Consider the following 25724-nt stretch of genomic DNA (forward strand, 5'->3'; position numbering starts at 1 on the left):
TAACTTCCCCTTCTTCATAGAGAAATGAGCAGGAAAAAACCAATTGCAAAAATGAACCTTTGTTGTTTTACTGATTCCACAAAACTATGCCTGTTTTAAAACACCGTACTTTTTAGCTTCATACCCTTTTGCTTTGTTGATACTTCTTGGAATATCGATCAATCCCAAGAAAAATGATTCACGACGAGCCAGTCTTTGACTTTCGTCAGATCAGAAAAAGTTTTCACCTGTGCAACTACTTCTTGCTCAAGTTTTGGCTGTTTAAGCAAAGGATACTTCCCATTTTTCTTGACTGGCAAAGCACTCAAATCATCCGCAATCAGAAAAGCTGGGATCTCGGCTTGTTTTGCGGCTTTTATGCCAGCTAGAGAATCTTCTAATACCAAGGCTTCTTCAGGCTTTACGCCTAATTGTTGGCAAGCTGTTAGAAAGATTTCTGGATCAGGTTTGCCCTTTCGCACTTGATCCCCAGAAACCACCGTATCAAACCAATCTGGCATCTGTTCCATTTCAAAGTACGCCTTGATTTTTTCTTTCGATGAAGAGGATGCCACGGCTATCAAGCAATCTTGTTTTTTTAATGCTTCCAACAGGTCAAGAAGGCCGGGCTTTTTGAACACCCGTTTTTCTTCAGCTAAAATCACTTCTTTCTGACGATTCATCGCTTCTCGCCACCGATCCGTTGGTACTTGATTGCCATAAAGTTCCTGCATCCCTATACGAATATCTGCTTCCGTTCTGCCAGTCAGGTAATAATAAACTTCTTGGCAAACTTCAAAATCATATTCCTCCGCGGCTCTTAAATAAGCGCGGTAAGCTAGACGACCTGTTTCAAACATCAAACCGTCCATATCAAAAATCACCAGTTTTATCTTTTTCATCCTATAGCCTCCTTTACTTTTCTGCGAATAAAAAAGCAATGGTACCAAAATCCTTTGGCACCCATTGCTTCACCTTGTTTATTTACAGCTGACTGCTCAACTTAGCAATGATTTTACATGCGCCAAATGGCTGTCAGCCTTTTCCCGACCTTCTTTTATTAATGATTCTGAAAGAATGAAGGAGCCGCCAACTGCTAGCACCTGCGGATCAGATAAATAGTCTTGCATATTTTCGAGGTTGATTCCGCCAGTTGGGACAAATCGAATATCATAAAATGGACCCCTGAGGGCTTTGATTGCCGGCAAGCCCCCGTAGATATCCGCGGGGAAAAATTTCACAACTGATAAGCCATAAGTCGCTGCTCGTTGAATGTCATTTGGGGTAGCTGTTCCTGGAAACACTGGAATGTTTTCGGCAAGACAAAATTCCACCACATCAGGTACAAGAGCAGGGGAAACAATAAAGCGCGCCCCTTTCTCAACTGCTGCTTTCGCTTGTTCTAAGGTGCGCACCGTGCCTGCGCCGACGATCAATTTGCCTGATTGAGAGAGTTTTTCAATCGCTGCTAAAGCAAGGTCACTGCGGAAGGTCACTTCAATAAAGGGTAGTTCATGTTCGATCAACAGTGATTCTACTACTGGCAAATAGGTAAGATCTGTTGCAGTGTAAAGAGGCAATACCCTTGTTTTTGCCAATTGTTCATCGAGTGTCATACACTCTTTCCTCCCTTCGTTTCCTTCGATTGCATTTGTTCTTTCAAGACGGCTTCATGAAGCCCTTGAAGATAACTGATACCAATCGCGCGATCATACAGACCATAGCCTGGCATCGCCACTTCCCCCCAGATCGTCCGCCCGTGATCTGGACGGATGACGCCATCAAAACCGACCTCAACCAAGGCTTTCATGATGGCATACATATCTAATGATCCTTCGGTGGACAGATGGGCGGACTCTTTAAATTTACGTTCTCCCATAAACAACACATTGCGGAAATGAACAAAGTTGATGCGTCCTTTTAAGGCATGAACGATCTCCACCATGTCGTTTTCTGGATCGGCACCTAACGAACCGGTGCACAACGTTACCCCATTATAAGGCGAATCCACGATGGCCATGATTTTTTTCAAGTCCTCTAAATTTTTGGTGATTCGTGGCAAGCCAAAAATTTCCCAAGGTGGATCGTCGGGATGGATCGCCATTTTCACATCTACTTCTTCACACACAGGAATGATCCGCTTTAAGAAATAGCTTAAGTTATCAAAGAGGATTTCTTGAGTGACCCCTTCATAAGTTGCCATCAAACGCTGGAACTTTTTCAGTCGTTCTTCTTCCCAACCTGGCAATTGAAAGCCTTTTGATTGGCTATGGATCAGCGTATACATCTCACTAGGTTCCATATCATCCACAACGGCTTGATCATAGAGCAAGGAGAAGCTGCCATCCTCGTTTTGATAAAATAGATTTGTTTTGGCCCAGCCGAAGATTGGTTTGAAGCTATAGCAGATCATATGTACATCACAAGCTGCTAAATTCCGAATCGTTTGAATATATTGATCGATGTAGTGATCCCGTTCCTCTGTTCCAGCTTTGATCGCATCGTGGATCGCCACACTCTCAATCCCTAATAGCGAAAGATGCTCTTTTTCAATTGATGCTTTTAGTGCGTTGATTTCGGAAATCTCCCAGACATCTCCGGGCATTTTATTCAGAAGTGTTCCTACAATGCCGTGCATTCCTGGAATTTGTCGAATATTCGTTAACGGGATCGTATCCCCTTCCCCGTACCATCGAAACCCCCATTGCATTTGCTGTCATCCTTTCGTTTTTAAAAATCATCGTCCTCATCAGTTTCTTCGCTACTATCACCTGCTGAAGAATTGTGCCAAAGCGCTACACTATTTTCTCCTTGCTGGATCACTGCTGCCACCGCCTGTTCAATCGGTGTTGCCAAAAATTGGTGATTGATCGCTTCTAATACCATCGGCAGATTCACTCCGCCGATCACATACGTCTTTTCCTGAAGAGATTCTTCTAATTGATTGATCGTTACAACCGACTGATTGTAGGGACTCGCACTCAATAGATCAGCAAACACCACTACACCGTCCCCTTGATCTGTTTCGTGGATCGCTTCATGGATTTTGTTTCCCAGAAGTTGAATATCCTCTCCGTGGTTCAAATTAACGACCGCAATATTTTCGACACTGCCCATGATCACCTCTGCAGCATCTTTAAAACCAGTACTCAGCTGTCCGTGAGTTGCCAATACGATTCCTAACAAATGTTGTTCCTCCTTTTTCGCTTCCTAACCAAATAACGCAAGGACTTTTTGCATATTCCTACTATTCAGCTCTTTTTGCTTTAATTGTTTTCTAGGCAACACATACGTCTGATCCTGCTGCTTTTCTGCACAAAACAGATAGTTGATGCTGCCCATCGCTTCACTACTGTGTTCGATCGCCAGCTGCTGCAGTTGCCCTTCATTGAATTGCTTGCCGATAGCTCGAATCGGAGCATCGGCGCCGATAGAATCTAAATAATAAATCTTCGCATTCGGCCCTACTGAATCACGTAACACTTCCAACCCGCGTTCTCCAAAACTTCCTTCATCAAGAAACGCAAAAGCAGTCGCTGTTTGACTGTTTTGACTGATCAGTGACAGCAGCGCTAAGATAGAGGACGTATTGCGGGTCAGATTTTGCTCAAATCCTGCCCCGCGGCTTACGCGATTTAATAGCAGAAAATAAATACCGACTCCTAAAGCAAAAAGCGCTGTTTGCCATGACAACAAGGGAAATCTCCCTGATGCAAAGTGGATATAAAGCCAGGTACCCAACAACCCAAAAAGAATCATCACTGCTGAAGCAGTCAGAATAAATTGATTTGTTTTACGCCCTTGCTCCTGCCGATCAAAAAAATGGTAATCGCCAAAATGCTGTGGCGGTGTATCATAATATGTGCAGATGATCCGTTTTGCTTTGGTCAGATCGCCAACATACAAATTGCGTGAGGCGTTTTTTTTCGTGTGATCATACTCAATCACCTGAAGATCTTTGCGAAACGGAATGATATCTGCGATGAGTGCCTTCAAAAATCTTTGTTTGCTTTTATCCGTGGAACGCGATCGGTAGACATACCGATAACGAAAAAGCCAATCACGAAATGTTTCTGTTTGATTCATGGCGGACTCTCCTATTCACAAATTACTGACAAGGAAGGAGGAACTCTATTTTTTATAAGATCCTCCGCCTTCCTCTTCAACAGATGACGAACGCGCTCATTGATTACAAATTGAACTGCTTCAACACATCTTTAAGGGTTGATTTCGGTGCAGAAGGTGTTGCTTGAAAATAGATTGATTCCACACCGTACGCTTCGTTCATTTCTTTGAGTTTTTGCGCATCAGCTTGATTTAAATAAACAGATTTCGTTACCAAGAGATCTTTCTCGGGATCTTTTTGGGCGATACCGCCTATGTTCAATTCTTTCATTGGCACGCCGTGTTTTACTAAGTCGTACATCACACTGACGGTTTTAGCGATCAAAATACAGTTGTAATCTTTGAAGTTGTATTCATCCCAGTAAAATTTGGCTTTTTCTGGTGTAACGACGATCGTTTTTTGCCCTGTGCGGCTACCGGCATTTTTGTATAATTCCCGCATGAACTTATCCTTAGCTACTACCTCATCCACTACAAAAATCGAGTTAACTCCGCTTTTTTGTGACAAGGTCATCATGACCTGCCCATGGATCAATCGTTCATCTACTCGTGCTAAATTTACTACACCCATTTTTTCCACTTCCTTTTCTTATAAAATACCGACACCGGCTAAAATAATCAGAATCAAGGTCAGCCATAGTAATGCTTGCGTGACTTTTAATCCTTTCTTTGTATAGAACCAGTAGACGCCCATTACAACTGCTAACGGCAAGATCCCTGGTACAATCTGATCAAGGATATCTTGGATAATAAATTCTCGTCCAGAAATATCAAACTGCAGCGAAGAACTGACTTTGACATAGTTTCCAGCCAGAACCCCCATCATAAACAAACCGAGAACCGACAGTGTTTCAATTGCGGTTTGGACGCCTGTACTCTGCATCAAACCAGTTGCATTGCGCCCCATCGAAAATGCTTGACGGGCGAAAAACATTCCTAGAGAAACTTGATACAGTGCAAAACAAATGAATGGGAACAACGCACCTAGTGGACTTCCTTGCTGTGCCCAAGGAACAGCAATCGCAATAAAGATATATTGAACGGTTCCTGAGTCGATGGCATCTCCGATTCCTGCTAAAGCACCCATCAAACCAGCTTTCGTGTTGTACATTAGATCATCTTGCATCAAAATCTCTTTTTTCTCATGCTCTTCCTCGGCCCGCTGTTGTTCCATTGATGACATCAGCCCAGTGATGACTCCGCCCCCCCAACTCAGCTGGGTATTGAAAAACAGCAGTTGGCGTTTGTAGGCAGCTTTCAGTGCCTCATCGTCTTTGTAAAGTTTGCGCAAAATCGGCATCATGGCGTATAAAAGCGAGGGTGATAAATACCGTTCAAATGAATGCGGGATCTCATTGGCGAAATGCCATCTTAGGTATGCTTTTGTGACATCTTTCTTCGTGATTTCTTCTGGTGCGCCTTGCGCTTTTTGAATTGTTTCGGTCATTACTGCTCCTCCTTATCGATTAGAACCCGTCATCATAGTCATCGTCATCATCAAAGGATGGTGATGCTGTATTCGTTTCTGGGGCTGGGACCAATTTTCCTTTTTGTGACTGAACAAAAATCAACGCGATCAAAATGCCAAAAATCGCATAGGTGACCATGGTAATTTCCAGCGAACTGAAAACTACACTCATGAAATAGGCCAAGAAGAAAAAGACCATATAATCTTTTCGACCGATCACATAGACGGTAGTTGCAATCCCGATCGCTGCCAATCCTCCGCCGACTACTTCTAAAATATGAATAACGACTGTCCCCTCAAGAGCATTGATGACATCAGCAATCAGCGGAGCGCCTAAATAAAGTGCAATAAATACCAGCGGAACAAATAAAATAAATGAAGCCAGCGTTGGGTATAAAATAATTGAACGCGTCATTGCCTTGGCATTAAGATCTTCTACTGCTTTATCCGTATACTTTCCTAAGAAGGTATTGATAAAGAAACGGAACTGATACAAATAACTCCCTAGCAACCCAACAGGAACGGCAACAGCAATCGCTGCTTCTGGTTGCAGATTTCCTAGCAAAGCTACCGGTACGGCAATCGCCGCAGCAATTGAAGGTTCCGCTGGCATGGATCCGCCAGGAGAAAATACCCCCATGTAAATCATTTGTAAAGCGGCAGTAACGATCATGGCTTGAGCCACATTTCCCATCACCAGTCCGACAACTAATCCCGTCATCAATGGTGAAAAACGTAAAGTCAGTGTGGCGCCTCCGCCGAGCCAACGAGACATGACTGCTGCAACCCATAGCGCAATCAGTAAACTTTGTGTAACACTTAATGTATCCATTTTTCCTCCTCCTAAACTTCTTTCAAATAGTTTTCTAAATCAAGAACAGCTTCTTTCAAGCGTTCTTTGGTGATTAAGACTGGAATCAAGTGTACTTTTTCTTTCGAATCTATGAACTGCACCAACTGATCGATGACTTGTGCATCTTCAGGAAAAATACCCATTTGATGTAAACTCATTGGTAAGTGCAATTCTTGATAAAAGGGGATCAACTGATCGATGACCGTCCATTTTTCTTCAAGGGCTAATTGATAAAACATCCCATAGGCAACCTTTTCCCCGTGAAGAAAACGATGACTTTCAGGCAGATATTTACTGATGGCATCATGCATCGCATGCGCCGCTGCATTGCGGGCATATTTATCGCCTAGCCCGCCTACCATTCCAGCAACTGCAATAACGATCTCCGACAAGTGACAAAAGGCGTCTGTCACTTCCTGCCGCTTCATATCTTCAATCGCTTGTTTCGATTGTGTCAAAATAGCTGTTTCGCATAATTTTGCTGTATAGCCTGCCATTTGCAAGAAGGGCTCATTTTTCAAATGTGGTTGGGCTAAGATTGCTTCCGATTCAATCCACTTTGCCAACGTATCTGCTAAACCGGCGATGAAGTAGGAGACTGGTGCATCGATCACTAACGTCGGATCGGTAATCAAAAAAGCAGCCTGTCTTAAATAGTGTTCCGACTTTCCTTCAGATTCTCCCGACTCTTTATACATGACAGACAAGGGTGTCCATGGTGCACAATTACTGGCCAATGTTGGGATCAGTCCAAAGGGTCGATTGACTACATGTGCTGCATATCCCACTAAGTCGGCTAACTTCCCGCCGCCAACCCCCAGAATAAAATCGATCGCCAGTTCTTCAACAAGATCAGCAATCAGCCCAGCGCCATAATAGCTGCATTCTCCCGTGTAGCGATGATAAAAAATTTCCAAATGCGCATCTTCTAAAAAGAGTAATTTTGGTTTTGCTTTTTCCCATGAAACCGTTCCATGTACGAGCAGCAGTCGTTTTACTTTGTACTCTTTTAATACTTCCGGCACATAGTCGATCGCGCCTTCATGGTAACGATAAACTTGCGGTCCAACCTTTACTTTTAAATCCGTTAGCACGAGTTTCACTCTCCTTTATACAGCCAAAAACCGACTTTCCGCTTGAACAGCACGGTCTGGCAGCAGCCCCTTAACGATTCGTTCAATATCCGTTACACATTTGTTTCCCATCTCTTCTAAGCATTCCATAGTATAAGCCGATGTATGCGGTGTCATAACTACATTTTCAAAAGCTAAATACGGATGATCTTTATGACCAGGCTCTTCCTCTAAGACATCGGTGGCAAGACCAGCGATTTTCCCACTTTTTAATCCGCTTACAATTGCCTCTTCATTCAAAAGTGCGCCACGGGCACTATTGGAGAGATATACTTGATCTTTCATTTTTGAAATTTCTTCAAAGGAAATCATATGATAATTTTCCTCCGTCAAGTTAGCACATAGACAAATAATATCTGATTTTGCTAGCAGCTCGTCTAGCTCGACTTTTTTTCCGCCATAGCTTTGAATATGCAAAGCGGACTTATATGGATCGTATGCCAAAACCTCGCAGCGGAAACCATTTCTCAATATTTCTACTACACAACTTCCAGTATTGCCGACACCGATCACCCCTACCGTCTTGTTAAATAATGCGCGTCCGACAAAGTTCGCTCGTTTTTCCCATTGATCTTCGCGGACCTTTGTATTCGATTCAACTGTACAGCGCAGAAGCGCCAATAGATTGGTCACATTATTTTCTGCTACTGCATCTCGCTCGACCAAAGCTGGAATGATCGAAACAATCGTTTGGTGGTCCTTCGCTGCTTCTAAATCAATATTGTTATAGCCGATCCCGTGGCGTGTGATCAGTAGCAATTCATCTTTATACTCAAAAAACTCTTTGGTAAAAAATGGGGTAACACTTGCTATAATGATGTTGTATCCCTTAAGCTTTTCTGCCAATTCTTTCCCATTGATTTCGCTATCGAACGTGAAATGACTGACAGTTCCGATTGCTTTCAACCGCTCGATATGCTGCGGAAAGATTTTTCCAAAGCTGCTGGAATTCACTATAGCGATCTTAAACTGTTCCATATTCCTCCTCCTTACTCTTTTGCAACAATCTCGTGACCACCAAAACCATTCCTTAGCGCAGAGACGACTTTTGCTGAGAAACTGTCTTCTTCTTGGGACAAATTTCTCATAAACAAACTCATAGCGATCGTCGGTACAGCAACATTCATCTCCAAAGCCGTTTCCACTGTCCACCTAGCTTCACCAGAAGCTGCAACAACCCCGCGATATTCCTCCAACTTAGGGCTCTCATTAAATTGGGCCGCTGCGATTTCCATCAGCCAGCTGCGAATAACCGATCCATGATTCCATACCTCTGCGACGGAAGCCAAATCAAAGTCATAGGCACTTTGTTCAATCAATTGAAAGCCTTCACCGATGGCTTGCATCATTCCGTATCCGATACCGTTATGGACCATCTTTAGAAAATGACCGCTTCCTGATTCCCCTGCATAAAGGTAGCCTCCTAAAACAGCCACATCTGCAAACAAAGATTCCACCTCTGAAAAAGCGATTTCATTCCCGCCAATCATCAAACATGCATCTTTTCTAGCTCCGGAAACCCCACCAGAAGTCCCACAATCAAAGTAATGCACCTCTTTTTCTTTAAACCAGGCTGCTCGGCGAATCGAATCTTTGTAATTAGAATTTCCGCCTTCAATCACGATGTCTTTCGCTGATACAAGGGGCCATAGTTCTTCAAGAATCCCCTCAGTCACAGTTCCCGCAGGAAGCATCAACCATAAAACCCGTCGGCCGCTAAAAGAATTCGTCAAATCAGCTAGCGTTTGATAGAGTGTAATTCCAGCTTCTTGCGCTGTTTTCTGCGCATGTATCGAAAGATCCAGCCCTTTTACTTGATAACCTTGATCTTTTAAATTGAGGGCCAAGTTCAATCCCATTTTTCCAAGTCCGATAATTCCTATCTCCATGATAGCGCCTCCATTTCATACTTTCATTATACAAAAAAATATTTTTTTGTAAACATAAAAAATAAAAATAATTTTTATTTGCTTTTTTTCTTTAAAAGAGGTAACGTAACAATACAAAGATAATAATGTTCATATAAAGGAGGTAACCGTCTTTGACTGTTTCGATTCGCCTGCAAATAAAAACGCTTTATAAAGACTTAAGTCTCAAAGAACAAGCGATTGCCGACTACATTTTGGAAAATCCTAGTAAAGTCAGCCACAGTTCAATCAGTGATTTATCCAATGAATTAGGCATCGCTGATTCGACCTTTTTTCAATTCACAAAAAAACTCGGTTACAACGGATTTAAAGACTTCAAAATGGCAATGCTGATGCAGGAAAATGATTTTTCTGCCATTTCGATCCATGAAAATATCCAGAAGTCTGATAATGAATTGACTATGGCTCAAAAAGTATTTGATTCCAATATGACCACATTGACTGATACCAAAAATCTTTTGAAAGAAGAAGATTTAAAGCTTGCTGTTGCAATGATCAATCAATCTAAACGACTTTTTTTCTTCGGCGTTGGTGGTTCAGAGATCGTGGCAACCGATGCCTATCACAAATTTTTGCGCTCGCCGATCACTGTTTTTCACAGCAGTGATTATCACATCCAACTGATGGAGGCTTCATTGTTGACGCCAGATGATTGCGGCATTTTTATCTCTCATACTGGAAAATCAAGAGAAACCATTGAACTAGCTCAAGTTGCCAAAAACAATGGGGCCAAAATTATCGTCATTACTAGCCATGCTGCTTCCCCTTTAGCCAAACTCGGCGACGTGGTTTTCATCTCTATTTCCGAAGAAACTGAGTTTCGCTCAGAGGCATTGGCATCCAGAATCGCTCAACTGAGCATCATGGATTCCCTCTATGTCATCTTAATGTTTATTAATCGAGACAAAGCACAACAATCGATTGCCAAAATTCGGCGCTCCATTTCAAAAATCAAAGAACCCTGAGAAGGGAAGAAAAAACTTACATTTTTCTGCGTTTCGCTAATTCTTTTGTGAATCACAGTTGATATGCAAAAAAACTTGTGCTTTTTTCTGTACTCTTCTTTGGTTTCTTATCAACTTTTTCAGTTCTGAATCTCAAATGCGCTGAGCCTGCCAAAAATCTTGTCCCTTACTCTTGCTAATGTTCGCAAAAAAACCACATCACAAAGCTATCCGCTCTGTAATGTGGTTTTTTAAGACTATCTTTTTTTAGGTAAATCAATAACGACTAGACACAATCTCTGCTCCAAAGGGCATCAACGCTAAGCGCGCCATTTTCAATGATTGCGCCGCAAATGGAATGCCGATGATCGTGATGGCTAGAATGACTGCGCTAGCTAAATGGCCTAAAGCCAGTGGTATACCAGAAAAAATCAACCATAAAATATTTAGAATCACGGACACGCCACCGCCACGGTAAACGATGTCTTTCCCAAATGGTGCGAGTGACAACGTCGCAAACTTAAAACATTGCAGACCAATGGGAATGCCGATGATGGTGATACACCATAAACACCCAGCCAAAAACCATGAGATCGCACCGATCAAGCCGCCAAAGACAAACCAAATCACGTTGCCTAAAAAATTCATCTGATTGCCCTCCTTCTTTTTTTAATAAAGACTGTTCCTGTTTTAGCAAAGAAAGCAGAGGACATCGAAAGCACTCAGACGTGCGCTATCGTCTGATGCTCCGCTTCTCTTTTTTCTTAATACAAGCGAAATGTGTTATTTTGTAAAATGCTTATTGCCCAGAATCAACGGTTGATTCGCTGCTATTGTTAGACTCATTTGAATCATTGCCGAAGACACCGGTGATCGAAGACCAGATGCCGCTAAAGAAGCTCTTGATATTTTGCCAAAGGCCCTTAGAGGTTTCTTCGATTTGCTTGCGAGCTTCTGACAGATCCAATTCTTTGATGAAGTCATCGAAGATATTGTTGTCTCGCATGTCGCTCATTAAAGAGGTCAATTCAGAAATTTGATTTTCCGTAACGATTCCTTCCAGTCCGTTGTCCTTCAAGGCTTTTTCTACTGTTTCTTGAATATCTGCTTGGGTTAATTCCGTACCATCTGCAGTTTGAGCAGCCAAATCGGTTTTCGCTTGTTCTTGCGCTGCATTCAAAGCTTCATCGGAATAGCCTTCTTTATCTTTATTCTCTTCGGTGATCGTAGACAGCACATCCATCTCATCTTGAGCTACGGCTACTCGATTCTGATTGATGACACCGCCTGATTCTTCAACGATTTTGTATACCCCAGCTAAAGCTCCGGAACCGTCGATCGGTACAGCAGAAGCGACCGTTAGCTTCGCATCAGTGATCCCTGCCGTCAGCGCTGCATTTTGGTACTGGGCTGCAGTGATGCGGGTAATGTTATCTGGTGTCGCGATATCGACAGTGATTCCTGCCCCGCTTTCTAAAGTCTGCATTCTGACCGAGCTATAGACCGCCCAATCTGCAGTAAAGCCGCCATCGGGAATGTATTTCATCAAGTCATTACCGTTTGTCGTATAAATCGGTGTTTCGCCTTGGATGCCTAAGCGCTCAAGTGTGTAGTCTTCTTGTGCTTTCGTCAAGGCATTTCCGATCGCCACAGCATTGACTTGCAAACGATCTGAACTGCTGTCAGAGGTACTTGTTTGACTGTCGGTAGTGGCTGTCGTTGCGGTAGAACTGCTTGTTGCAGTGGAACTGCTCGTCGTTGAATTGGTTTCGTCAGCAAAAACTTGTGGTGCTGCTAATAAAACTTGGCTAGATACCAAGAGAGTCGCTAAAATCATCGCTGGTTTTCGAGTCTGTTTTTTCATCACTATATCCTCCAAGTGTTGATCTCTTTTTCAGGGATTTTTCCCTCTTACTGCTGTTATTGTACTATAGGTTTTCTTGCAAAGCCTACGTCTAGGGTCTGAAATGAAGAAAAACTTAGAACTCTGCTGCTATTTAAAAAAGGCGCAATTTGGTATTATCCTTGGTACAGCAATACTTTAGGCGCTTTTCTTTTCATCAACTGTTTTTTTAGCAAACCCAACAGCATAGGATTTTAAACGGCTGCCCACTTTCCTCAAGCCGAGAAAGGCTCCCGTTAAAACTATCGTATAAAAGAACAACGGAAACCCTCCTAGTGAAAAAAAGACTTTCCCGGATTCCAGAAACAGCGGGTGACTCAGAAAGATCAATCGACTAGCCTCAGCTGCTTGTTTTGCTTGCCAAGTCCGCTTTTGTGGTTGCTGCTTGATAAGACAAGTAAGGAAAAAAAGAGTCGTCGGCACAAAGAACAGCATGAAATTCTTATCGTCCCCCTGATTGAGATACACGAGTCGACCTTCAATACTTAATAAGCAAAGAGAGACCGCGAATTTTCTGCCAAGATGCTTCGTGAAAAAAGGACGTTTCTGGTGTTCACCTAAACAAAACCCGCACAGCAAAAAAAGAAACCCATAAAAAAGACCGTTTCTCGTTGTAAAAAATAGGGTCCGATAATTTTGATAAAATACCAATAAAGGTCCACTTAAATAACTGCTGTACGTTTCAAGACAGCCAATCACATACAAACTGATCGCCAGTAAAAACTGCCACCGATAGCCAAGAAAGCGGGTTTTCCTTACTAACCACATGCCAAAGAGCAACGCTGGAAAATACCAAAGATGGTACCAGACCCCTACTGTAAAAAAGCCAGTAGCCAAACCGATGACCCGTAATGAATCAGCAAGATTTTGCTGCCCTAAGTAAAACCAGCCTAAGGGAAGATACACGATCGACCAACGCAAATAAAGCTTGAGTTGTCGTTTGCACCATTGCTGCCATGAACAGGTACTCTTTTGAAAAAAATAGCCATTCAGCAGCAGAAAAAAAGGAACCGCCAAACGACATAAGAGACTCTTTAACAAAAAATGAAGCCCATTGTTTTCTGCCAGTCGGCCACAATGAACGAGAATCACCAATAAGGAAGCGATGAATTGGATGTAGCCAATTGGAACCATAGGTTGTTTTGTCTTCATTCGATCGTTTCTCCTTTCTCCGTCAAATTTGATCAAACATACTTCACTCTACTGGTCCTTTCTTTTTGTGACCAGCACGGAAAGCTTCCAAGATAGAAAGGCAGCGCAACAAGTAGAAACATTGATAAATAAAGGATGTTACCCTTTGTTGCATCGCTAATTTCATAGATCCTCGTTCGCATAGAAAAGAGTTTGCTATAATATAAGAAGAATGATGGAGGCAAAACAGACACATGGATATTGGGAAAATTATCAAAGAAGAACGCACCAAACGAAATCTCACACAAGAACAATTGGCGCAGGAATTTTTTGTCACTCGGCAACTGATTTCAAAATGGGAAAACGGCAAGAGCTATCCTGATCTAGACCAAGTAGTCAAGCTGAGCAGCTATTTTGAATTGACCTTGGACTATTTATTAAAAGAAGATCAGCAGATGGTCCAAGAACTTAATCTGACCACCCACCGCAAACGAATTGGCCTCGTATTGATCGCCCTTTTGACTATTCTCAGTATTAGCTTAAGTACGATTTTGTTGGCAGCATTTTGGATCGATCCAGTCTTTTTTACAAAAGAAGACCTAACGATCACTTCTATAAAAAAGTATCGCTTGCCTGCCACTGAGATAACGAATGAGGCAACCGGACAAGTGATTCAACTACCTGAGGATACGGAATACTTGATCACTTATACGATCGATCGGCCGCTGGTAAAAACGGATCGTCTGTCGGGTTATAAAGAATACAGCAGCGAAAATGCCAGCCAATTAACGGCTTTTGGTCATCGCGGTTTTCATTTTGGCGCGCAAACAAGCAAAATCGTCATTCGCAGCAATCGCGAAGACAATTTAGCTGCACCAGAATTAAATGCAGGCAAGGATCTTTATCTTCGTAATATGAATAAAGCGCGCGTCTATCAAAAATCAGCAGCTGGTGTCGCATTTTCTATCGAAGATGAAGGCGACCTCCTCTTTACTGCAGAAAAACTGGCGCAATTGCCCTTTGAACAAGGACAGCTGCCAGAGTAAACAAAAACCACCGAATCGTTTTGATTTGGTGGTTTTTTGCTGACTTTCTTATCCTAGCAAGATCATTGCGATCGCCGCCAAGGCGTTGTTAAGAAAATGCATGGCGATGGCTGTTTCTAGACGCTTAGTTTTTACATAAATCAACGCCATAATCAGTCCCATAGCACCGTAAATCAGAAACTCGACCAGATTGGTGACGGAATGGATGATGCTAAAAATCGCCACACTTGAAATGATCCCGACTATTGGGTATTTCTCGAATAAAAGGCCAATAAACCCACCACGAAAAACGATCTCTTCCATAATTGGCGCAGCAACAGCGATCAATAAAAAGATCAAAAGCGGATTTTCGCCTGTAAACAGTTCCCCTAACAATGCATCATTGGCGGTCGCCTCTTGATCGGATATATGCTGCAGATAGAGCGTTCCGCCAACTGCAACGACTCGACCTAAAACAAACCCTCCGACGATCCATAGCCAATTTTTCTTCGTTGACCAGCCAAAGTCAAAGGTGGCAAGTCCTAACTTTTTAGCCAAAAACATCAGTAGACCAATGTTTGCCAAAAGCAAGGCAATCAACCCATAGCTGATCATCGCAGGAATCGTCGGTTCTCCTGCTTCCAAATAATAGATTTTTACCACGCTAAATGCGGTCATCCCTACTTGACTAAGTAAGAATAAGCCAATCAAAATAAAGACATTCTTTACTGCTTTCATGCTCTCCTCCATTGTTTGCTCATTGCATTTTTCAGGATTGGGTTACGACAAATCATGACACAGCCCATCATTTGGTTCCCCATGTTTCCAGAAAATGCTTAGCCACTATCGGCTGCTTATAATGATACTTAGTTTCCTCATTATTTACAACTAATAAAAAATAAAAATAGTTATTTTGCTCATTTTATCGAATAAACCACGCTTTTTCATTCCCATTCTTTTCAAAAAAAATATAAGTAATGTTTGAAAAAAGCGCTCTCTTATGCTACACTGTTCCTACTTTTGTTTGGCTGACGAACCGCTGCCCCAACCATGTTCGTTTGGACCAACTCGTTGCGAGTATTCGATTTCGAATGCTCTTTTTGTCGCGTTTGTCAAAAGAAAGTGAGTGAATCCAAATGATCCAAGTAGAACACCTCAGCAAGACCTTCCAAGTATCCAAGCGAAAAAGCGGCTTTCGCCAAGCAGCCAAAGCCTTTCTTTCTCGTGAAACCACCACCGTCCATGCGTTGCAAGACATCAGCTTTACCATCAATGAAGGCGAAATGGTTGGCTACATCGGGCCTAATGGTGCTGGAAAAAGTACCACCATAAAAATCATGTGCGGGATTTTGACCCCTGATCAAGGCGTTTGTCACATCAATGGTCGTACGCCTTGGCAAGAACGTATCCAACATGTCAAAGACATCGGCGTCGTCTTCGGGCAGCGCAGTCAACTCTGGTGGGATGTCCCCGTCAATGACAGCTTTGATTTGATTCGTGATATCTACAAAGTCGACGCTGCTAGTTATCAACGCAACCTAGAAGAATTAGTCACCTTACTAGATTTAGGTGAGATCTTAAAAACCCCTGCTCGTTCCTTGAGTCTCGGTCAGCGTATGCGCTGTGAGATCGCAGCCTCCTTACTCCATGACCCCAAAATCTTATTTCTTGATGAACCCACCATCGGTTTAGATGCTGTATCAAAAATCGCCGTGCGTCAGTTCATCAAAAAAAGAAACCAAGAAAAAGGTACCACAGTCATCCTGACGACCCACGATATGCAAGATATAGAGGCGCTGACACAACGAATTCTGTTGATCGGCAAAGGGCAAATTTTGCTAGATGGTCGCCTCGATGAACTAAAGCACCGTTTTTCTGATGTCAAAACGCTGGAGGTCGACTATCAAGGGAATGAGCCCCATCTACCAGAAAACGTCCAGCTGCTTCAAAAAGACGTCGGTCGCCTTGTTCTGAAGCTTGATCCCAAAGAAGTGTCGGTCGCTCAGCTGCTCAGTCTGCTCAGCAATCAAGTCGAGATCACTGATTTGGCCGTTGCCAGTATCACCGCCGAAGAAATGGTCGCTAAGCTGTATCAGGAGTATCAAATATGAGGAAGTATCAGGCATTTTTCCGCATCCGCTTTATCAATACCTTGCAATACCGCTCGGCGGCGATTGCCGGGATGGCTACGCAACTAGCTTGGGGCTTGATGGAAATTCTGGCATTCCACGCCTTTTACCAAGCAGATCCTAGTGCCTTTCCCATGACCTTTCAACAAACCGTCTCCTATGTTTGGCTCCAGCAAGCCTTCTTATCCTTATTTATGTTGTGGTTCTTTGAGGCAGAAATTTTCAATACCATCACCACAGGGTCGATCGCCTATGAACTTGTGCGGCCGATGGATCTATACAATCGCTGGTTTTGCCAATCGGCTGCCAATCGCTTAGCAAAAGCCGTCTTGCGTTGCGGACCGATTTTTGTGATTGCCTTTTTACTGCCAGCACCTTATCGTTTAATTCTGCCAGCAAACATCGTTGCCTTGTTCTTGTTTCTCTTGTCTATGGCGCTGAGTTTAGGTGTAGTGATCGCTATGTCGCAGCTGGTCTACATCTCAACTTTTTATACATTATCCTCCATCGGGGTGCGGATCGTCATCAGCTCCATCGGTGAATTTTTAGCTGGCGGGGTCATTCCTCTGCCTTTCTTTCCGCAGCCTTTTCGCCAATTCGTGGAACTATTGCCTTTTGCTTCCATGCAAAACGTCCCGCTGCGAATTTACAACGGGGATCTGACTGGCTTTGCGCTTGTTTCAGCATTGCTCTTACAAGCGTTTTGGCTCGTACTTTTGATCGTGATCGGAAAAATTTGGCTGCAGCAGGCGCTCAAACGCGTCGTTGTGCAAGGAGGTTAAGGAATATGGTTTATTGGCATTATTTTTGTATTCATCTCAAAAGTCAGATGCAGTATAAAGTTTCCTTTGTGTTAACCGCTTTGGGACAATTTTTAGGTTCCTTTACTGCTTTTTTAGGCATTTGGTTTATGTTTACCCGGTTTCATCAAGTGAATGGCTTCACCTTTGAGGAAGTCCTGCTTTCCTTTGCGACGGTTTTGTTTGCCTTTTCGATTGCGGAATGCTTCTTTCGCGGGTTCGATCTTTTTCCGCAAATGATCAGTAATGGCGAGTTCGATCGAGCACTCGTGCGCCCTCGCTCCTTGATTTTTCAAGTCTTAGCTTCCAAAATGGAATTCTCGCGTCTCGGCCGTTTTATTCAAGCCTTGCTGTTGTTTGCTTATGCGATTCCTAATAGTGGAATTGCTTGGCATTTTGGAAATGTCCTGACTCTTTTTCTGATGATCGTCTGCGGCGCCCTCTTTTTCGCCCTATTGTTCTTAGTGTATGCCGCCATTTCCTTCTTTACGATCCAAGGACTTGAATTTATGAATATTTTTACCGATGGTGCCCGCGAGTTCGGCCGCTACCCCTTCAGTATCTACGGAAAACACGTCTTGCGTTTATTGACCTACGTCGTGCCGATGGCTTGGTTTCAGTATTATCCGTTTCTGTATGTCATTGGTCGCGTAACTAATCCTTGGTGGATCTTATCACCCTTGGTTTGTCTACTCTTTGCCTTTCCCGCCTTCTTCTTTTGGCGAGTAGGTTTGAAGAACTATATTTCTACGGGTTCGTAAATAAAAAGGAGCGCCTCTCTTTGAAACTAAGAGAATGCGCTCCTTTTTTATTCGGTTATTTCAAGTGAAAAACAGCTTCTCCTTGCTGAATATCGCCGTCAGTTCGCAGGCACTTCCCGCCTTGTTCCTCCATGAAGACAACGATCACCATGGTCTCTTTGCCCATTTCCTCAACTGCTGCTACATCCATTTCTGCCAGCAGCTCACCTGTCGTGACTGACTGGTTTTCTTGGACCGCGATCGTGAAGGGCTCCCCTGCTAACGCCACTGTTTCAATTCCCATGTGGATCAAAAGGGAACGGCCATCCACCAACTCAACGGTTAAGGCATGCTGTGTTGGAAAAATCGTTCGAACCGTCCCGGCTGCTGGTGCATAGATTTTTCCGTGATGATGAGAAACGGCAAATCCATTTCCCATCATTTTAGACGAAAATACCTCATCTGGTACTTCTTCGATCGGTAGCAGTCGGCCTGTTGCCGGTGCACAAATTTCTATTTTTCTTTTAAAAAGCATCCGTAATTCCTCCTTAGATTGCCGACAGTGTTCTCTGACAGCTAGAATAGATAAGAAAAGCTACGAAGGGCAATAAACCAAAGATAAAGATGGCAGTATCGAGGGACAGCACCTGCGAAAGAAAGCCGCCAGCTAATGGCGAAAGAAACGATGCCGCACCAATGTACACACTGATCGATATCAGTTGTCCAGAAGAAAAAACAGCTGGCGGTGTAATAGCACTGATAATCATTCGACTGCCGATGGTAAATGCCGGTACAGTGAAAAACTGCAGAAAACTGGCTGCCAAAAGTAAGAATGGGCTACTAGCAAGCCAATAGACAAAAAATTGTAAGGTTAAAAATATGCCTGCAATCAAAATCAAGCGCTCATTTTTCCATTTAGCAATCATGCGATTCAGCAAAAGGTACGCTGGAATTTCACAAAAGGATTGGATCGACCATTTCAGACCAACAAATTCACTGCCTCTTTCCATTGTAATCAGCTTGTCGATAACGACCGTATTGTTCGCAACGATCGTCAAGTACAAGAGAAAGAACAGTCCCGTATAAACCAAAAAGCGTCGGTCTTTGCATAACAGAAGAATGTCTGCCAGCGAGACACCGCTGTTTGTTGCTGTTCCTTGCTTTTGCGGTAAGGCGTTTTTCTCTGGGATCGTTCGTGAAAATGTATAATTGATAAGCAAAAAGAGGAGCAGCGGCAAACTAAACCAGCGATAATTATTGGAAAATAAAAAGAATGGCACGCAGACACTCATCATACTCCACCCTAAAGAGCCGTTTGCTTTGATTGAAGCAATTCTTTTTGAAGTACTGGACTCCGATAATACCCAGTTATCGAGCACCGTTGCTGTTGTATTGGCTAATCCACCCGCAATAGCCAATACCAGAAAATGGATCAGCCAGTGGTCTTTTCCTAACCAATAAAAACTAATGGAGAAGAAAACCAGAAAGATCATCAGAAGCATCGAAATACGTTTTAATCGTTTGCTCTTGTCCGAATAATAGCCGATCACTAACTGAAAAAGAATTGTCGTGATGCTGTAGGAGGCTAAAAACCAGCCTCTTTCAAGCGCATCATAGCCTTGCTCAGTTAAAAAAGGAACGATTTGTGTCATCAAAATCGCCATCGTTGCATATTGAACAAAATAGATTACTTGAAATTTGTGTTTGATTTCCATTCTTTGTTTATGATCGGCTGAAGGAAATTCCTTCAGCCGATCCCTTTCCTTTTTACCTGCTGGACCTATTTAAGTTCTGGCCAATATGGTTCGTTCGCCACAATCATTTCATCTAATATTTCTTTGGCGACTTTCGCACTTGGTACAGTTTTGTTCATAGTAAAGGACTGCCACAATTTTTGGTAAGACTCTTGTTCCCAAGCATCAACTGCCAATTTTTCAGATGCGATCTGCTGCTCCATCAATCCCTTTTGGAATGTTGGAATATCACCGATCGACAAGACTTCGTAGCCATCTTTTCCAACTAGACAAGGCAGTTCCACCATTGCATCATGGGCAAAGTTGGCAATTGCGCCGTTGTTTTCAACAATAAGAATCATGCGTTCTTTCGTATTAAAGGTTAGTGCGCAAGCAAGGTCTGTAATAAAGGACGCATGTTCGTTTGAGGCAAATGTTGTATCAACTGCTGTGTTGTTTGCAACGATTCGTCGGCATTCATCAAACACATACTTCTCTCGTCCGTCAATGATCTCATTGGCACGGGTATACTCTTTGTCCGCATGAGCCACCGTTTCATCAGCCATCAAATAATATTTCAGATAGGTATTCGATAAAAATTCTGGTTCAATTTCGTGCAGATCTTTAGCCGCCCACATCGTTTCCAGCCAACTGCTTTCTTTATGCTGGCCTTTTTGTGTTTGTTCGGTGTAGCCGTACTTTTGAACATGCGCACTGATTTGTGGCATCAAGTCATTGCCGTCATGGTCTTTGATGCTGGTCCACCAGCCAAAATGATTCAAGCCGAAATAGCTCGTCTCAAATTCTTTCCGATCCTTCAACCCAATCACTCGCGCCATGATATCTTCCAAACAAACTGGCATATCACAAATATTGATGATTCTTGAATTTGGTCGGAATCTTCTGGTCGCTTCGGCAACGACTGCTGCTGGGTTGGAATAGTTCAAAAGCCAGGCATCTGGCGAGTATTTTTCCATGTAGTCGACTAGTTCTAAGATCGGTCCAATCGAGCGCAGGCCATAAGCTAAACCACCAGGTCCGCAGGTCTCTTGTCCGACAACATTATGCCTGAAAGGAATTTTCTCATCTTGTTCCCGCATAGCATATTTGCCGACACGAAGCTGTGCCATTACGATATCGACATCCGTAAAAGCTTCCTTTGGATCGGTTGAATATTCGAACTGTACTTCTGGCGCTCGCTCGGCAATAATGATCGCACAAGCTTTTGCTACGGTTTCTTGTCGCTTTTCATCGTTGTCATAAAATTTGATTTTTCTAACTGGAAAGCGCTCTTGACTTTCTAATAACATCATAACTAGCGATGGTGTATAGGTACTTCCGCCACCTGCAATTAAAATTGAACTTTTTTTCTTACTCATGGTACTTGTTCCTCCTTGTGATTCTGTTTTATTCGGCCATTAGTTCTTCGAATGATTCTCTAACCGTTGGTACCGTTAATCCTACAATGATTTGAATGCCGCCATTTCCAGGGTTGACCAATCCTGAGGCACCTGCTTCTTGAAACTGCGTACTATCTGCAACTTTGTCGGCATCCTTAACAGTCAAACGCAGCCGTGTCGCACAATTCGTTACATCAATGACATTGTCTTTCCCACCTACCAAGTGCATATAGGCCTGTGCTTGCCGCACATGTTTTGGTAATTTTTCATCTTGCTTTTTGTTGTCATAATCTGCTTTTGTATACAACTGCATTGCTGCAGTATCATCCTCACGTCCAGGCGTTTTTAAGTTGAACTTCTTGATCATAAAGGAGAACACAAAATACCAGATAGCGGTAAAAATCAGCCCGATAATGATTTGGGTAATATAAGTTGAACTGTGAAATTTCCACAAGGGCAGCCAATTTAGACCTAACCAGTTGATCAATCCGCCGCCAAAGTCCCCGACAACCCCGAAAGCATAGGAGATTGTGGCGATCGAAGCATCCAGTAAAGCATGAACAAACCATAATGCTGGTGCAACAAACAAGAAAGTAAACTCGATTGGTTCAGTGATTCCGGTCAAAATAGCCGTCAATGCTGCCGGTGCAATCAATGCGATCACTTTTTTCTTTTTATCAGGCCGAGCCGCTTGGATCATCGCTAAACTCAGACCTGCCGTTCCAAAGACTTTCGACATTCCTGATAGTGAGAAACCGCCAAACGGATAGAGCTCTTTCAGCGAAAACGCAGTAGTTTGGAACTCGCCAATGTGGGAGGCCCAATAAACGGCCATTCCCCCTTCGACAACCGCACTGTCATAGGCAAACGGTGCATAAACAAAGTGATGCAAGCCTGTTGGAATCAGTATTTTTTGCAAGAACTGATAAATAAAGACACCGAAGTTTCCTGATTCAATGAAAAAGCCTTGCATGCTTCTCATTCCCTCTTGGATAACTGGCCAGACAAAACACATGAGTACTGCCAAAGGAACCATGGCAAAAAAGGAAATCATGGTTACAAAGACTGATCCGCTGAAATTCGACAGCATTTCTGGCAATTCTTTTTCATAGAAGCGATTGTGGAGATAGACAACGATTCCCGAAATCAGCAAGCCGCCCATCATGCCGGTATCTAAGGTGATGATTCCTGCAATCGAGGTCAACCCAGAACCAGCAGTTGCCCCTTGAGCTAAATCTACCGCAAATGATTCTGGCCACAAAGTTAAAATTGCATTTACAAAATAATTAAAAGCGATATAAGTAACGAGTGCCTCCATCGTAGCGCGAGCGGCGTATTTTTTAGCTAGACTGATCGGCAGCCCTACTACAAATAAAAGCGGTAATTGGAAGAAGGGCGTCCAGCCTCCTGCTGCGATCACATTCCAAAATTTGAACCAGAGGGTATCTGGTGCTGCGATATCCCCCATAATCGTCTGATTCGAAAATAGCAGAGAAAAGCCGATAACAATCCCAAAAAAGGAAAACAGCATGACCGGTGCCAGCATCGCTCCGCCGAACCTTTGAATTTTTTTCATCATAGTTTTTCGTCCTTCACGTTTTTTAGTTAAGCGCTTTACTGATTCTCATTTTACTATTAAAATGATGCTATGAAACCCTTTTCCGTTGTTTAAAAGTTTCTCACATTTGAAAGGTTTTTTTCACATAAAATGTGAATTGTCACACAGAATCAATGGAGAGATAAAATGAGGAGATAGCCTATGCTGCAAGACCGTATCACTACCTACCAGTCAAGATTAACCGAGAATGACTTTTTGATCTGGTCCTACATCACCACTCACAAAAAGCACTGCTTGGCAATGTCCATCAATGATTTAGCCAAGGAGTGCATCGTTTCTAGGACGACGATTATGCGCTTTTGTCAAAAAATCGGCTTTGATGGCTTTTCAGAATTCAAATACCATTTAAAGAACGAGGTACAACAAGAAAATGCCCTACTCTCTGAGATTGAAGGCGAAATTCTAGACAATCATATTCAAACGATTGAAAATTTAAAAAAGAAAGATTTTACAGCATTGTGCAAGATGATGGCTCATGCCAAACGAATCTTTGTCTATGGTTCAGGGGACATTCAAAACCTTGTTTCCAATTATATGAAACTCTTATTTTTGCCTAATGGACTACTTGTCTACGATTTTGGTGCGATCTCAGTCAATGAACAATTTTATCGCATCATCGAGCCAGATGATTTAGTGATTTTGATTACTTTAAACGGTGAGTCACCCACCGTTGTCAAACTAGCAAAGCAACTGAAACAGCGCAATATCAACACGATCGGGATCACGAAGCTGAGAAACTCAACGGTTTCTAAACTCTGTTCTGAAACGATTTTCTTTTTAAATCCAGAGATCCAGTCAACCGAAAATGCGATCGCTCCCTTTCAAACGACCGCCACACTTTTCTTTGTGATCGAGTACTTATTGTTAAAATATGATGCTTGGCAAAAACAAGCCGCAAGCGTCTCAGAGCCATAAAAGTTCTCTTGGTTTTCCTTAATTCATTTAACTTACAGTATTTTGCAAGACGCTTGAATAAGCCATTTTCAGCCAATTTCTGCTAGGAAAAGCAGCCAATCTCTGGTAAGATAAATAAAAACGTAAAAGAGGACCAGTTATGGAATATTTAGCGATTTTACTTGTTTTCTTTCTATTGAATGTAGTGATACTTGTACTTGGATTGAAGAAGAAACGAATCATGCTGCTTTTTCTGTCACTCTCTGGTTTATTGTTGGTTTGCTTGATTGCCATTTCTTACGTTTTCTTCTATTCAAATACACTTTAAGTCGTCAAAAACACGGGAAGCTGGCTACGAACCTACCGAAACAAACGAGGCTGTTTTAGTCATTACACCCGACGTATAGGACACATTTGTTAAAATTAATTTGAGAAAAAAAATGACTGTGACATAAGTCGCGAAAAAAGCGTAATGAATAACGGATATCCGTTCATTCATTACGCTTTTCTCTTGTTTTTTTTCATGATGAATAATTAAACGAGCTATACTCTCCACATGTTTCACAGATATAGTAATAGTTGCGTTTCTTCTTATTATAAAGTTTCAACTTCTTCCCATTTTTACAACTCTTGCATTCTTCTAATTCAGTCAAGGTTTTATAATAAAATAACTCACTGATCATTTCTGGATAAAAATGCGCAAGCAGCTCAATCAGCTTTTTTCTGTCAACCAACAGTAGATTATCACCGGCTATTTCTAATGCTTGATCTGTAAAAAAATGTGTAGTGATGAAAAGCCCATTGGGAAACCCTTTGTCTGGAAAAATCCCTTTAAATGCGGCAACGAGTGGCTTACTGATCCGCTCCGTTGTCTTTTGCGGATTCCAAGCTTTACATTGGACCGCTATTGCCTTTTTATTATTAGAAAAAGCATACACATCAATACCACCATCTTTGTAACCATCGATGTTTTGGACGGTATATCCCATCTTTTGTAAAATACATTCAGCAATATAATTCAAATCCTCAGATTTACAGGTTTCTAATTGAGCCACAATCTTTTTCAATTTTTTCGGGTATGTACGTTCATTAAAGTTGCTTAGTTCTGGTAAATTAATAACTTCCTTCTTTTTCTTAAATGAAAACATGCCTCTTCCTTTCTTGATTGTTTTGGATGTGATTAGTTAAAGCTTAGCTAGTAAGTGGTCTTTGATTATGTAGAATAAAACTGGTTCTAAGAGAGGAAAAATCTACTTTTCTCAAAAAATCGTTTGAATCCGGCGAAATAAGTCAAAATAAGAAACTTATATAGGGATATTATTAATTTAATGATAATTTTATTTAAGCTAAAAGTCAATTGAAGCTTGAATATTCAATAACAATCGAAGGTTAAATCAAATCACTCTTGATCACTGCTTCATTTAAGAAAATTTTTAGATAGGATTCGTTATAGTGCTAATTTCCACATTCTTGTCTTACTGATCTATTGAGTCCTCTTACTTTACTTGTAACAGATTCTGAATGGTTTCTTTCGCTTTAGCAGTTGAGTGTCTATTACCTATAAAAATAAAAAAAGGTTTCCCTCGTAAAAGGGAAACCTCAGAAATGTTGCCGAAACAACATTTGCAGTTATTTGTCTTATTCTGCAGCGTTTGTGTCTTTGAGACCGTATTTTTTGTTGAAACGGTCCACACGTCCGTCTGCTTGTGTGAATTTTTGACGTCCAGTGTAGAATGGATGTGAATCAGAAGTTACTTCGACACGGATCAATGGATACGTGTTGCCGTCTTCCCACTCAACAGTTTCTTGAGAATTCTTTGTAGAACCTGATAAGAATTTGAAACCAGTAGTTGAGTCCATGAATACAACTGGATGATAATCTGGATGGATATCTTGTTTCATTTCTTCTTCTCTCCTTTGC

At 42.2% G+C, this 25724-nt stretch carries 28 protein-coding genes; 6 read left to right on the plus strand and 22 right to left on the minus strand.

The annotated features are described in order from the left end of the window. Positions 1 to 158: 158 nt before the first annotated feature. The 11 genes from IGI76_RS13660 to gnd all read right to left on the minus strand — a co-directional run bounded on the left by IGI76_RS13660 (position 159) and on the right by gnd (position 9447). On the minus strand, positions 159 to 881 hold the full coding sequence (locus IGI76_RS13660; protein ID WP_333718707.1) for an HAD family hydrolase: 723 nt from the start codon (positions 879 to 881) through the stop codon (positions 159 to 161). A gap of 96 nt (positions 882 to 977) precedes the next feature. After that, positions 978 to 1595 (minus strand): bifunctional 4-hydroxy-2-oxoglutarate aldolase/2-dehydro-3-deoxy-phosphogluconate aldolase, encoded by a 618-nt coding sequence (locus IGI76_RS13665; RefSeq protein ID WP_077452043.1) that lies wholly within the window; start codon positions 1593 to 1595, stop codon positions 978 to 980. Beyond that, positions 1592 to 2689, minus strand: coding sequence for a mannonate dehydratase (uxuA, locus tag IGI76_RS13670; RefSeq protein ID WP_087627934.1), 1098 nt, complete (start codon positions 2687 to 2689; stop codon positions 1592 to 1594). Before uxuA ends, IGI76_RS13665 begins: the two co-directional genes overlap by 4 nt. 20 nt (positions 2690 to 2709) lie before the next feature. After that, positions 2710 to 3165, minus strand: a complete 456-nt coding sequence (locus IGI76_RS13675) for a PTS sugar transporter subunit IIA (protein ID WP_289229944.1) — start codon at positions 3163 to 3165, stop codon at positions 2710 to 2712. Between the two features lie 24 nt (positions 3166 to 3189). After that, positions 3190 to 4065: a hypothetical protein gene (locus IGI76_RS13680; protein WP_005228435.1), complete on the minus strand. Its 876-nt coding sequence runs from the start codon at positions 4063 to 4065 to the stop codon at positions 3190 to 3192. A gap of 103 nt (positions 4066 to 4168) precedes the next feature. After that, positions 4169 to 4675, minus strand: coding sequence for a PTS system mannose/fructose/N-acetylgalactosamine-transporter subunit IIB (locus IGI76_RS13685; RefSeq protein ID WP_005228434.1), 507 nt, complete (start codon positions 4673 to 4675; stop codon positions 4169 to 4171). 18 nt (positions 4676 to 4693) lie between these two features. Further along, a complete protein-coding gene (locus IGI76_RS13690; protein WP_074535421.1) occupies positions 4694 to 5551 on the minus strand; it encodes a PTS system mannose/fructose/sorbose family transporter subunit IID in 858 nt (285 codons plus the stop codon). A gap of 19 nt (positions 5552 to 5570) precedes the next feature. After that, positions 5571 to 6404, minus strand: a complete 834-nt coding sequence (locus tag IGI76_RS13695; protein WP_005228432.1) for a PTS mannose/fructose/sorbose/N-acetylgalactosamine transporter subunit IIC — start codon at positions 6402 to 6404, stop codon at positions 5571 to 5573. Positions 6405 to 6415: 11 nt separating this feature from the next. Continuing rightward, entirely contained in the window at positions 6416 to 7519 is a 1104-nt protein-coding gene (locus tag IGI76_RS13700) for an iron-containing alcohol dehydrogenase family protein (RefSeq protein ID WP_005228431.1), read from the minus strand. Positions 7520 to 7534: 15 nt separating this feature from the next. Then, positions 7535 to 8536 (minus strand): D-isomer specific 2-hydroxyacid dehydrogenase family protein, encoded by a 1002-nt coding sequence (locus IGI76_RS13705; RefSeq protein ID WP_010749950.1) that lies wholly within the window; start codon positions 8534 to 8536, stop codon positions 7535 to 7537. Positions 8537 to 8547: 11 nt separating this feature from the next. Continuing rightward, complete coding sequence (gnd, locus tag IGI76_RS13710) at positions 8548 to 9447, minus strand: phosphogluconate dehydrogenase (NAD(+)-dependent, decarboxylating) (RefSeq protein WP_333718708.1); 900 nt, start codon at positions 9445 to 9447, stop codon at positions 8548 to 8550. Positions 9448 to 9599: 152 nt separating this feature from the next. On the opposite strand from gnd, the gene IGI76_RS13715 reads away from it, so the two are divergent. Then, a complete protein-coding gene (locus IGI76_RS13715) occupies positions 9600 to 10451 on the plus strand; it encodes a MurR/RpiR family transcriptional regulator (RefSeq protein WP_333718709.1) in 852 nt (283 codons plus the stop codon). Between the two features lie 255 nt (positions 10452 to 10706). On the opposite strand, the gene IGI76_RS13720 is transcribed toward IGI76_RS13715, so the two are convergent. The 3 genes from IGI76_RS13720 to IGI76_RS13730 all read right to left on the minus strand — a co-directional run bounded on the left by IGI76_RS13720 (position 10707) and on the right by IGI76_RS13730 (position 13485). Then, positions 10707 to 11078: a YccF domain-containing protein gene (locus IGI76_RS13720; protein ID WP_010749951.1), complete on the minus strand. Its 372-nt coding sequence runs from the start codon at positions 11076 to 11078 to the stop codon at positions 10707 to 10709. A gap of 151 nt (positions 11079 to 11229) precedes the next feature. Beyond that, the gene (locus IGI76_RS13725; RefSeq protein WP_201688392.1) at positions 11230 to 12294 is read right to left on the minus strand and encodes a DUF1002 domain-containing protein; all 1065 of its coding nucleotides are present in this window, start codon (positions 12292 to 12294) and stop codon (positions 11230 to 11232) included. A gap of 177 nt (positions 12295 to 12471) precedes the next feature. Next, a complete protein-coding gene (locus IGI76_RS13730; protein ID WP_333718710.1) occupies positions 12472 to 13485 on the minus strand; it encodes an acyltransferase in 1014 nt (337 codons plus the stop codon). Positions 13486 to 13718: 233 nt separating this feature from the next. Here IGI76_RS13730 and IGI76_RS13735 point away from each other — a divergent pair, with 233 nt between their 5' ends. Next, positions 13719 to 14510 carry a helix-turn-helix domain-containing protein gene (locus tag IGI76_RS13735; RefSeq protein WP_151196523.1) on the plus strand — a complete coding sequence of 264 codons (792 nt, stop codon included), beginning with the start codon at positions 13719 to 13721 and terminating at the stop codon, positions 14508 to 14510. A gap of 48 nt (positions 14511 to 14558) precedes the next feature. On the opposite strand, the gene IGI76_RS13740 is transcribed toward IGI76_RS13735, so the two are convergent. Continuing rightward, the gene (locus IGI76_RS13740; RefSeq protein ID WP_151196525.1) at positions 14559 to 15227 is read right to left on the minus strand and encodes a CPBP family intramembrane glutamic endopeptidase; all 669 of its coding nucleotides are present in this window, start codon (positions 15225 to 15227) and stop codon (positions 14559 to 14561) included. 398 nt (positions 15228 to 15625) lie between these two features. On the opposite strand from IGI76_RS13740, the gene IGI76_RS13745 reads away from it, so the two are divergent. The 3 genes from IGI76_RS13745 to IGI76_RS13755 are packed head-to-tail and all read left to right on the plus strand — an operon-like array spanning position 15626 to position 18179. Further along, complete coding sequence (locus IGI76_RS13745) at positions 15626 to 16600, plus strand: ABC transporter ATP-binding protein (RefSeq protein ID WP_060791460.1); 975 nt, start codon at positions 15626 to 15628, stop codon at positions 16598 to 16600. Then, the gene (locus tag IGI76_RS13750) at positions 16597 to 17400 is read left to right on the plus strand and encodes an ABC transporter permease (RefSeq protein ID WP_005228415.1); all 804 of its coding nucleotides are present in this window, start codon (positions 16597 to 16599) and stop codon (positions 17398 to 17400) included. Before IGI76_RS13745 ends, IGI76_RS13750 begins: the two co-directional genes overlap by 4 nt. Before the next feature lie 5 nt (positions 17401 to 17405). Then, positions 17406 to 18179: an ABC transporter permease gene (locus tag IGI76_RS13755; protein WP_086295692.1), complete on the plus strand. Its 774-nt coding sequence runs from the start codon at positions 17406 to 17408 to the stop codon at positions 18177 to 18179. A 55-nt stretch (positions 18180 to 18234) separates the two neighbouring features. On the opposite strand, the gene IGI76_RS13760 is transcribed toward IGI76_RS13755, so the two are convergent. The 4 genes from IGI76_RS13760 to IGI76_RS13775 form a co-directional block, all read right to left on the minus strand. Next, positions 18235 to 18693: a PTS sugar transporter subunit IIA gene (locus IGI76_RS13760; RefSeq protein ID WP_016612787.1), complete on the minus strand. Its 459-nt coding sequence runs from the start codon at positions 18691 to 18693 to the stop codon at positions 18235 to 18237. 13 nt (positions 18694 to 18706) lie between these two features. Beyond that, positions 18707 to 19873, minus strand: a complete 1167-nt coding sequence (locus IGI76_RS13765) for an MFS transporter (protein ID WP_201705288.1) — start codon at positions 19871 to 19873, stop codon at positions 18707 to 18709. A 65-nt stretch (positions 19874 to 19938) separates the two neighbouring features. Then, positions 19939 to 21270, minus strand: a complete 1332-nt coding sequence (locus IGI76_RS13770) for a 6-phospho-alpha-glucosidase (RefSeq protein WP_010749959.1) — start codon at positions 21268 to 21270, stop codon at positions 19939 to 19941. Positions 21271 to 21298: 28 nt separating this feature from the next. Next, positions 21299 to 22870 (minus strand): alpha-glucoside-specific PTS transporter subunit IIBC, encoded by a 1572-nt coding sequence (locus IGI76_RS13775; RefSeq protein WP_016612789.1) that lies wholly within the window; start codon positions 22868 to 22870, stop codon positions 21299 to 21301. A 180-nt stretch (positions 22871 to 23050) separates the two neighbouring features. Between IGI76_RS13775 and IGI76_RS13780 the strand changes: the two genes are divergently transcribed. Next, the gene (locus IGI76_RS13780; protein ID WP_060791463.1) at positions 23051 to 23824 is read left to right on the plus strand and encodes a MurR/RpiR family transcriptional regulator; all 774 of its coding nucleotides are present in this window, start codon (positions 23051 to 23053) and stop codon (positions 23822 to 23824) included. 27 nt (positions 23825 to 23851) lie between these two features. On the opposite strand, the gene IGI76_RS13785 is transcribed toward IGI76_RS13780, so the two are convergent. From IGI76_RS13785 to IGI76_RS13795, 3 genes are all read right to left on the minus strand, one after another. Continuing rightward, positions 23852 to 24097 (minus strand): hypothetical protein, encoded by a 246-nt coding sequence (locus IGI76_RS13785; protein WP_333718713.1) that lies wholly within the window; start codon positions 24095 to 24097, stop codon positions 23852 to 23854. 227 nt (positions 24098 to 24324) lie between these two features. Next, positions 24325 to 24951 carry a restriction endonuclease gene (locus IGI76_RS13790; RefSeq protein ID WP_005228410.1) on the minus strand — a complete coding sequence of 209 codons (627 nt, stop codon included), beginning with the start codon at positions 24949 to 24951 and terminating at the stop codon, positions 24325 to 24327. Between the two features lie 490 nt (positions 24952 to 25441). Next, positions 25442 to 25705 carry a type B 50S ribosomal protein L31 gene (locus IGI76_RS13795; RefSeq protein ID WP_005233979.1) on the minus strand — a complete coding sequence of 88 codons (264 nt, stop codon included), beginning with the start codon at positions 25703 to 25705 and terminating at the stop codon, positions 25442 to 25444. Positions 25706 to 25724: the final 19 nt, after the last annotated feature.

The sequence above is a fragment of the Enterococcus sp. DIV2449a genome (genome assembly GCF_051711225.1).
GTDB classification, from domain to species: Bacteria; Bacillota; Bacilli; order Lactobacillales; family Enterococcaceae; genus Enterococcus_D; species Enterococcus_D casseliflavus.

Excerpts from the sequence above, each read along its gene's own strand:
- IGI76_RS13720 (WP_010749951.1), bottom strand. The coding sequence starts at position 11,078 with ATGAATTTTTTAGGCAACGTGATTTGGTTTGTCTTTGGCGGCTTGATC.
- IGI76_RS13795 (WP_005233979.1), bottom strand. The coding sequence starts at position 25,705 with ATGAAACAAGATATCCATCCAGATTATCATCCAGTTGTATTCATGGAC.
- IGI76_RS13735 (WP_151196523.1), top strand. The coding sequence starts at position 13,719 with ATGGATATTGGGAAAATTATCAAAGAAGAACGCACCAAACGAAATCTC.
- IGI76_RS13695 (WP_005228432.1), bottom strand. The coding sequence starts at position 6,404 with ATGGATACATTAAGTGTTACACAAAGTTTACTGATTGCGCTATGGGTT.
- uxuA (WP_087627934.1), bottom strand. The coding sequence starts at position 2,689 with ATGCAATGGGGGTTTCGATGGTACGGGGAAGGGGATACGATCCCGTTA.
- IGI76_RS13740 (WP_151196525.1), bottom strand. The coding sequence starts at position 15,227 with ATGAAAGCAGTAAAGAATGTCTTTATTTTGATTGGCTTATTCTTACTT.
- gnd (WP_333718708.1), bottom strand. The coding sequence starts at position 9,447 with ATGGAGATAGGAATTATCGGACTTGGAAAAATGGGATTGAACTTGGCC.
- IGI76_RS13780 (WP_060791463.1), top strand. The coding sequence starts at position 23,051 with ATGCTGCAAGACCGTATCACTACCTACCAGTCAAGATTAACCGAGAAT.
- IGI76_RS13680 (WP_005228435.1), bottom strand. The coding sequence starts at position 4,065 with ATGAATCAAACAGAAACATTTCGTGATTGGCTTTTTCGTTATCGGTAT.
- IGI76_RS13765 (WP_201705288.1), bottom strand. The coding sequence starts at position 19,873 with ATGGAAATCAAACACAAATTTCAAGTAATCTATTTTGTTCAATATGCA.
- IGI76_RS13790 (WP_005228410.1), bottom strand. The coding sequence starts at position 24,951 with ATGTTTTCATTTAAGAAAAAGAAGGAAGTTATTAATTTACCAGAACTA.
- IGI76_RS13750 (WP_005228415.1), top strand. The coding sequence starts at position 16,597 with ATGAGGAAGTATCAGGCATTTTTCCGCATCCGCTTTATCAATACCTTG.
- IGI76_RS13660 (WP_333718707.1), bottom strand. The coding sequence starts at position 881 with ATGAAAAAGATAAAACTGGTGATTTTTGATATGGACGGTTTGATGTTT.
- IGI76_RS13760 (WP_016612787.1), bottom strand. The coding sequence starts at position 18,693 with ATGCTTTTTAAAAGAAAAATAGAAATTTGTGCACCGGCAACAGGCCGA.
- IGI76_RS13785 (WP_333718713.1), bottom strand. The coding sequence starts at position 24,097 with ATGGCAATCAAGCAAACCAACAATAAACCAGAGAGTGACAGAAAAAGC.
- IGI76_RS13665 (WP_077452043.1), bottom strand. The coding sequence starts at position 1,595 with ATGACACTCGATGAACAATTGGCAAAAACAAGGGTATTGCCTCTTTAC.
- IGI76_RS13725 (WP_201688392.1), bottom strand. The coding sequence starts at position 12,294 with ATGAAAAAACAGACTCGAAAACCAGCGATGATTTTAGCGACTCTCTTG.
- IGI76_RS13755 (WP_086295692.1), top strand. The coding sequence starts at position 17,406 with ATGGTTTATTGGCATTATTTTTGTATTCATCTCAAAAGTCAGATGCAG.
- IGI76_RS13770 (WP_010749959.1), bottom strand. The coding sequence starts at position 21,270 with ATGAGTAAGAAAAAAAGTTCAATTTTAATTGCAGGTGGCGGAAGTACC.
- IGI76_RS13775 (WP_016612789.1), bottom strand. The coding sequence starts at position 22,870 with ATGATGAAAAAAATTCAAAGGTTCGGCGGAGCGATGCTGGCACCGGTC.
- IGI76_RS13685 (WP_005228434.1), bottom strand. The coding sequence starts at position 4,675 with ATGGGTGTAGTAAATTTAGCACGAGTAGATGAACGATTGATCCATGGG.
- IGI76_RS13705 (WP_010749950.1), bottom strand. The coding sequence starts at position 8,536 with ATGGAACAGTTTAAGATCGCTATAGTGAATTCCAGCAGCTTTGGAAAA.
- IGI76_RS13745 (WP_060791460.1), top strand. The coding sequence starts at position 15,626 with ATGATCCAAGTAGAACACCTCAGCAAGACCTTCCAAGTATCCAAGCGA.
- IGI76_RS13730 (WP_333718710.1), bottom strand. The coding sequence starts at position 13,485 with ATGAAGACAAAACAACCTATGGTTCCAATTGGCTACATCCAATTCATC.
- IGI76_RS13690 (WP_074535421.1), bottom strand. The coding sequence starts at position 5,551 with ATGACCGAAACAATTCAAAAAGCGCAAGGCGCACCAGAAGAAATCACG.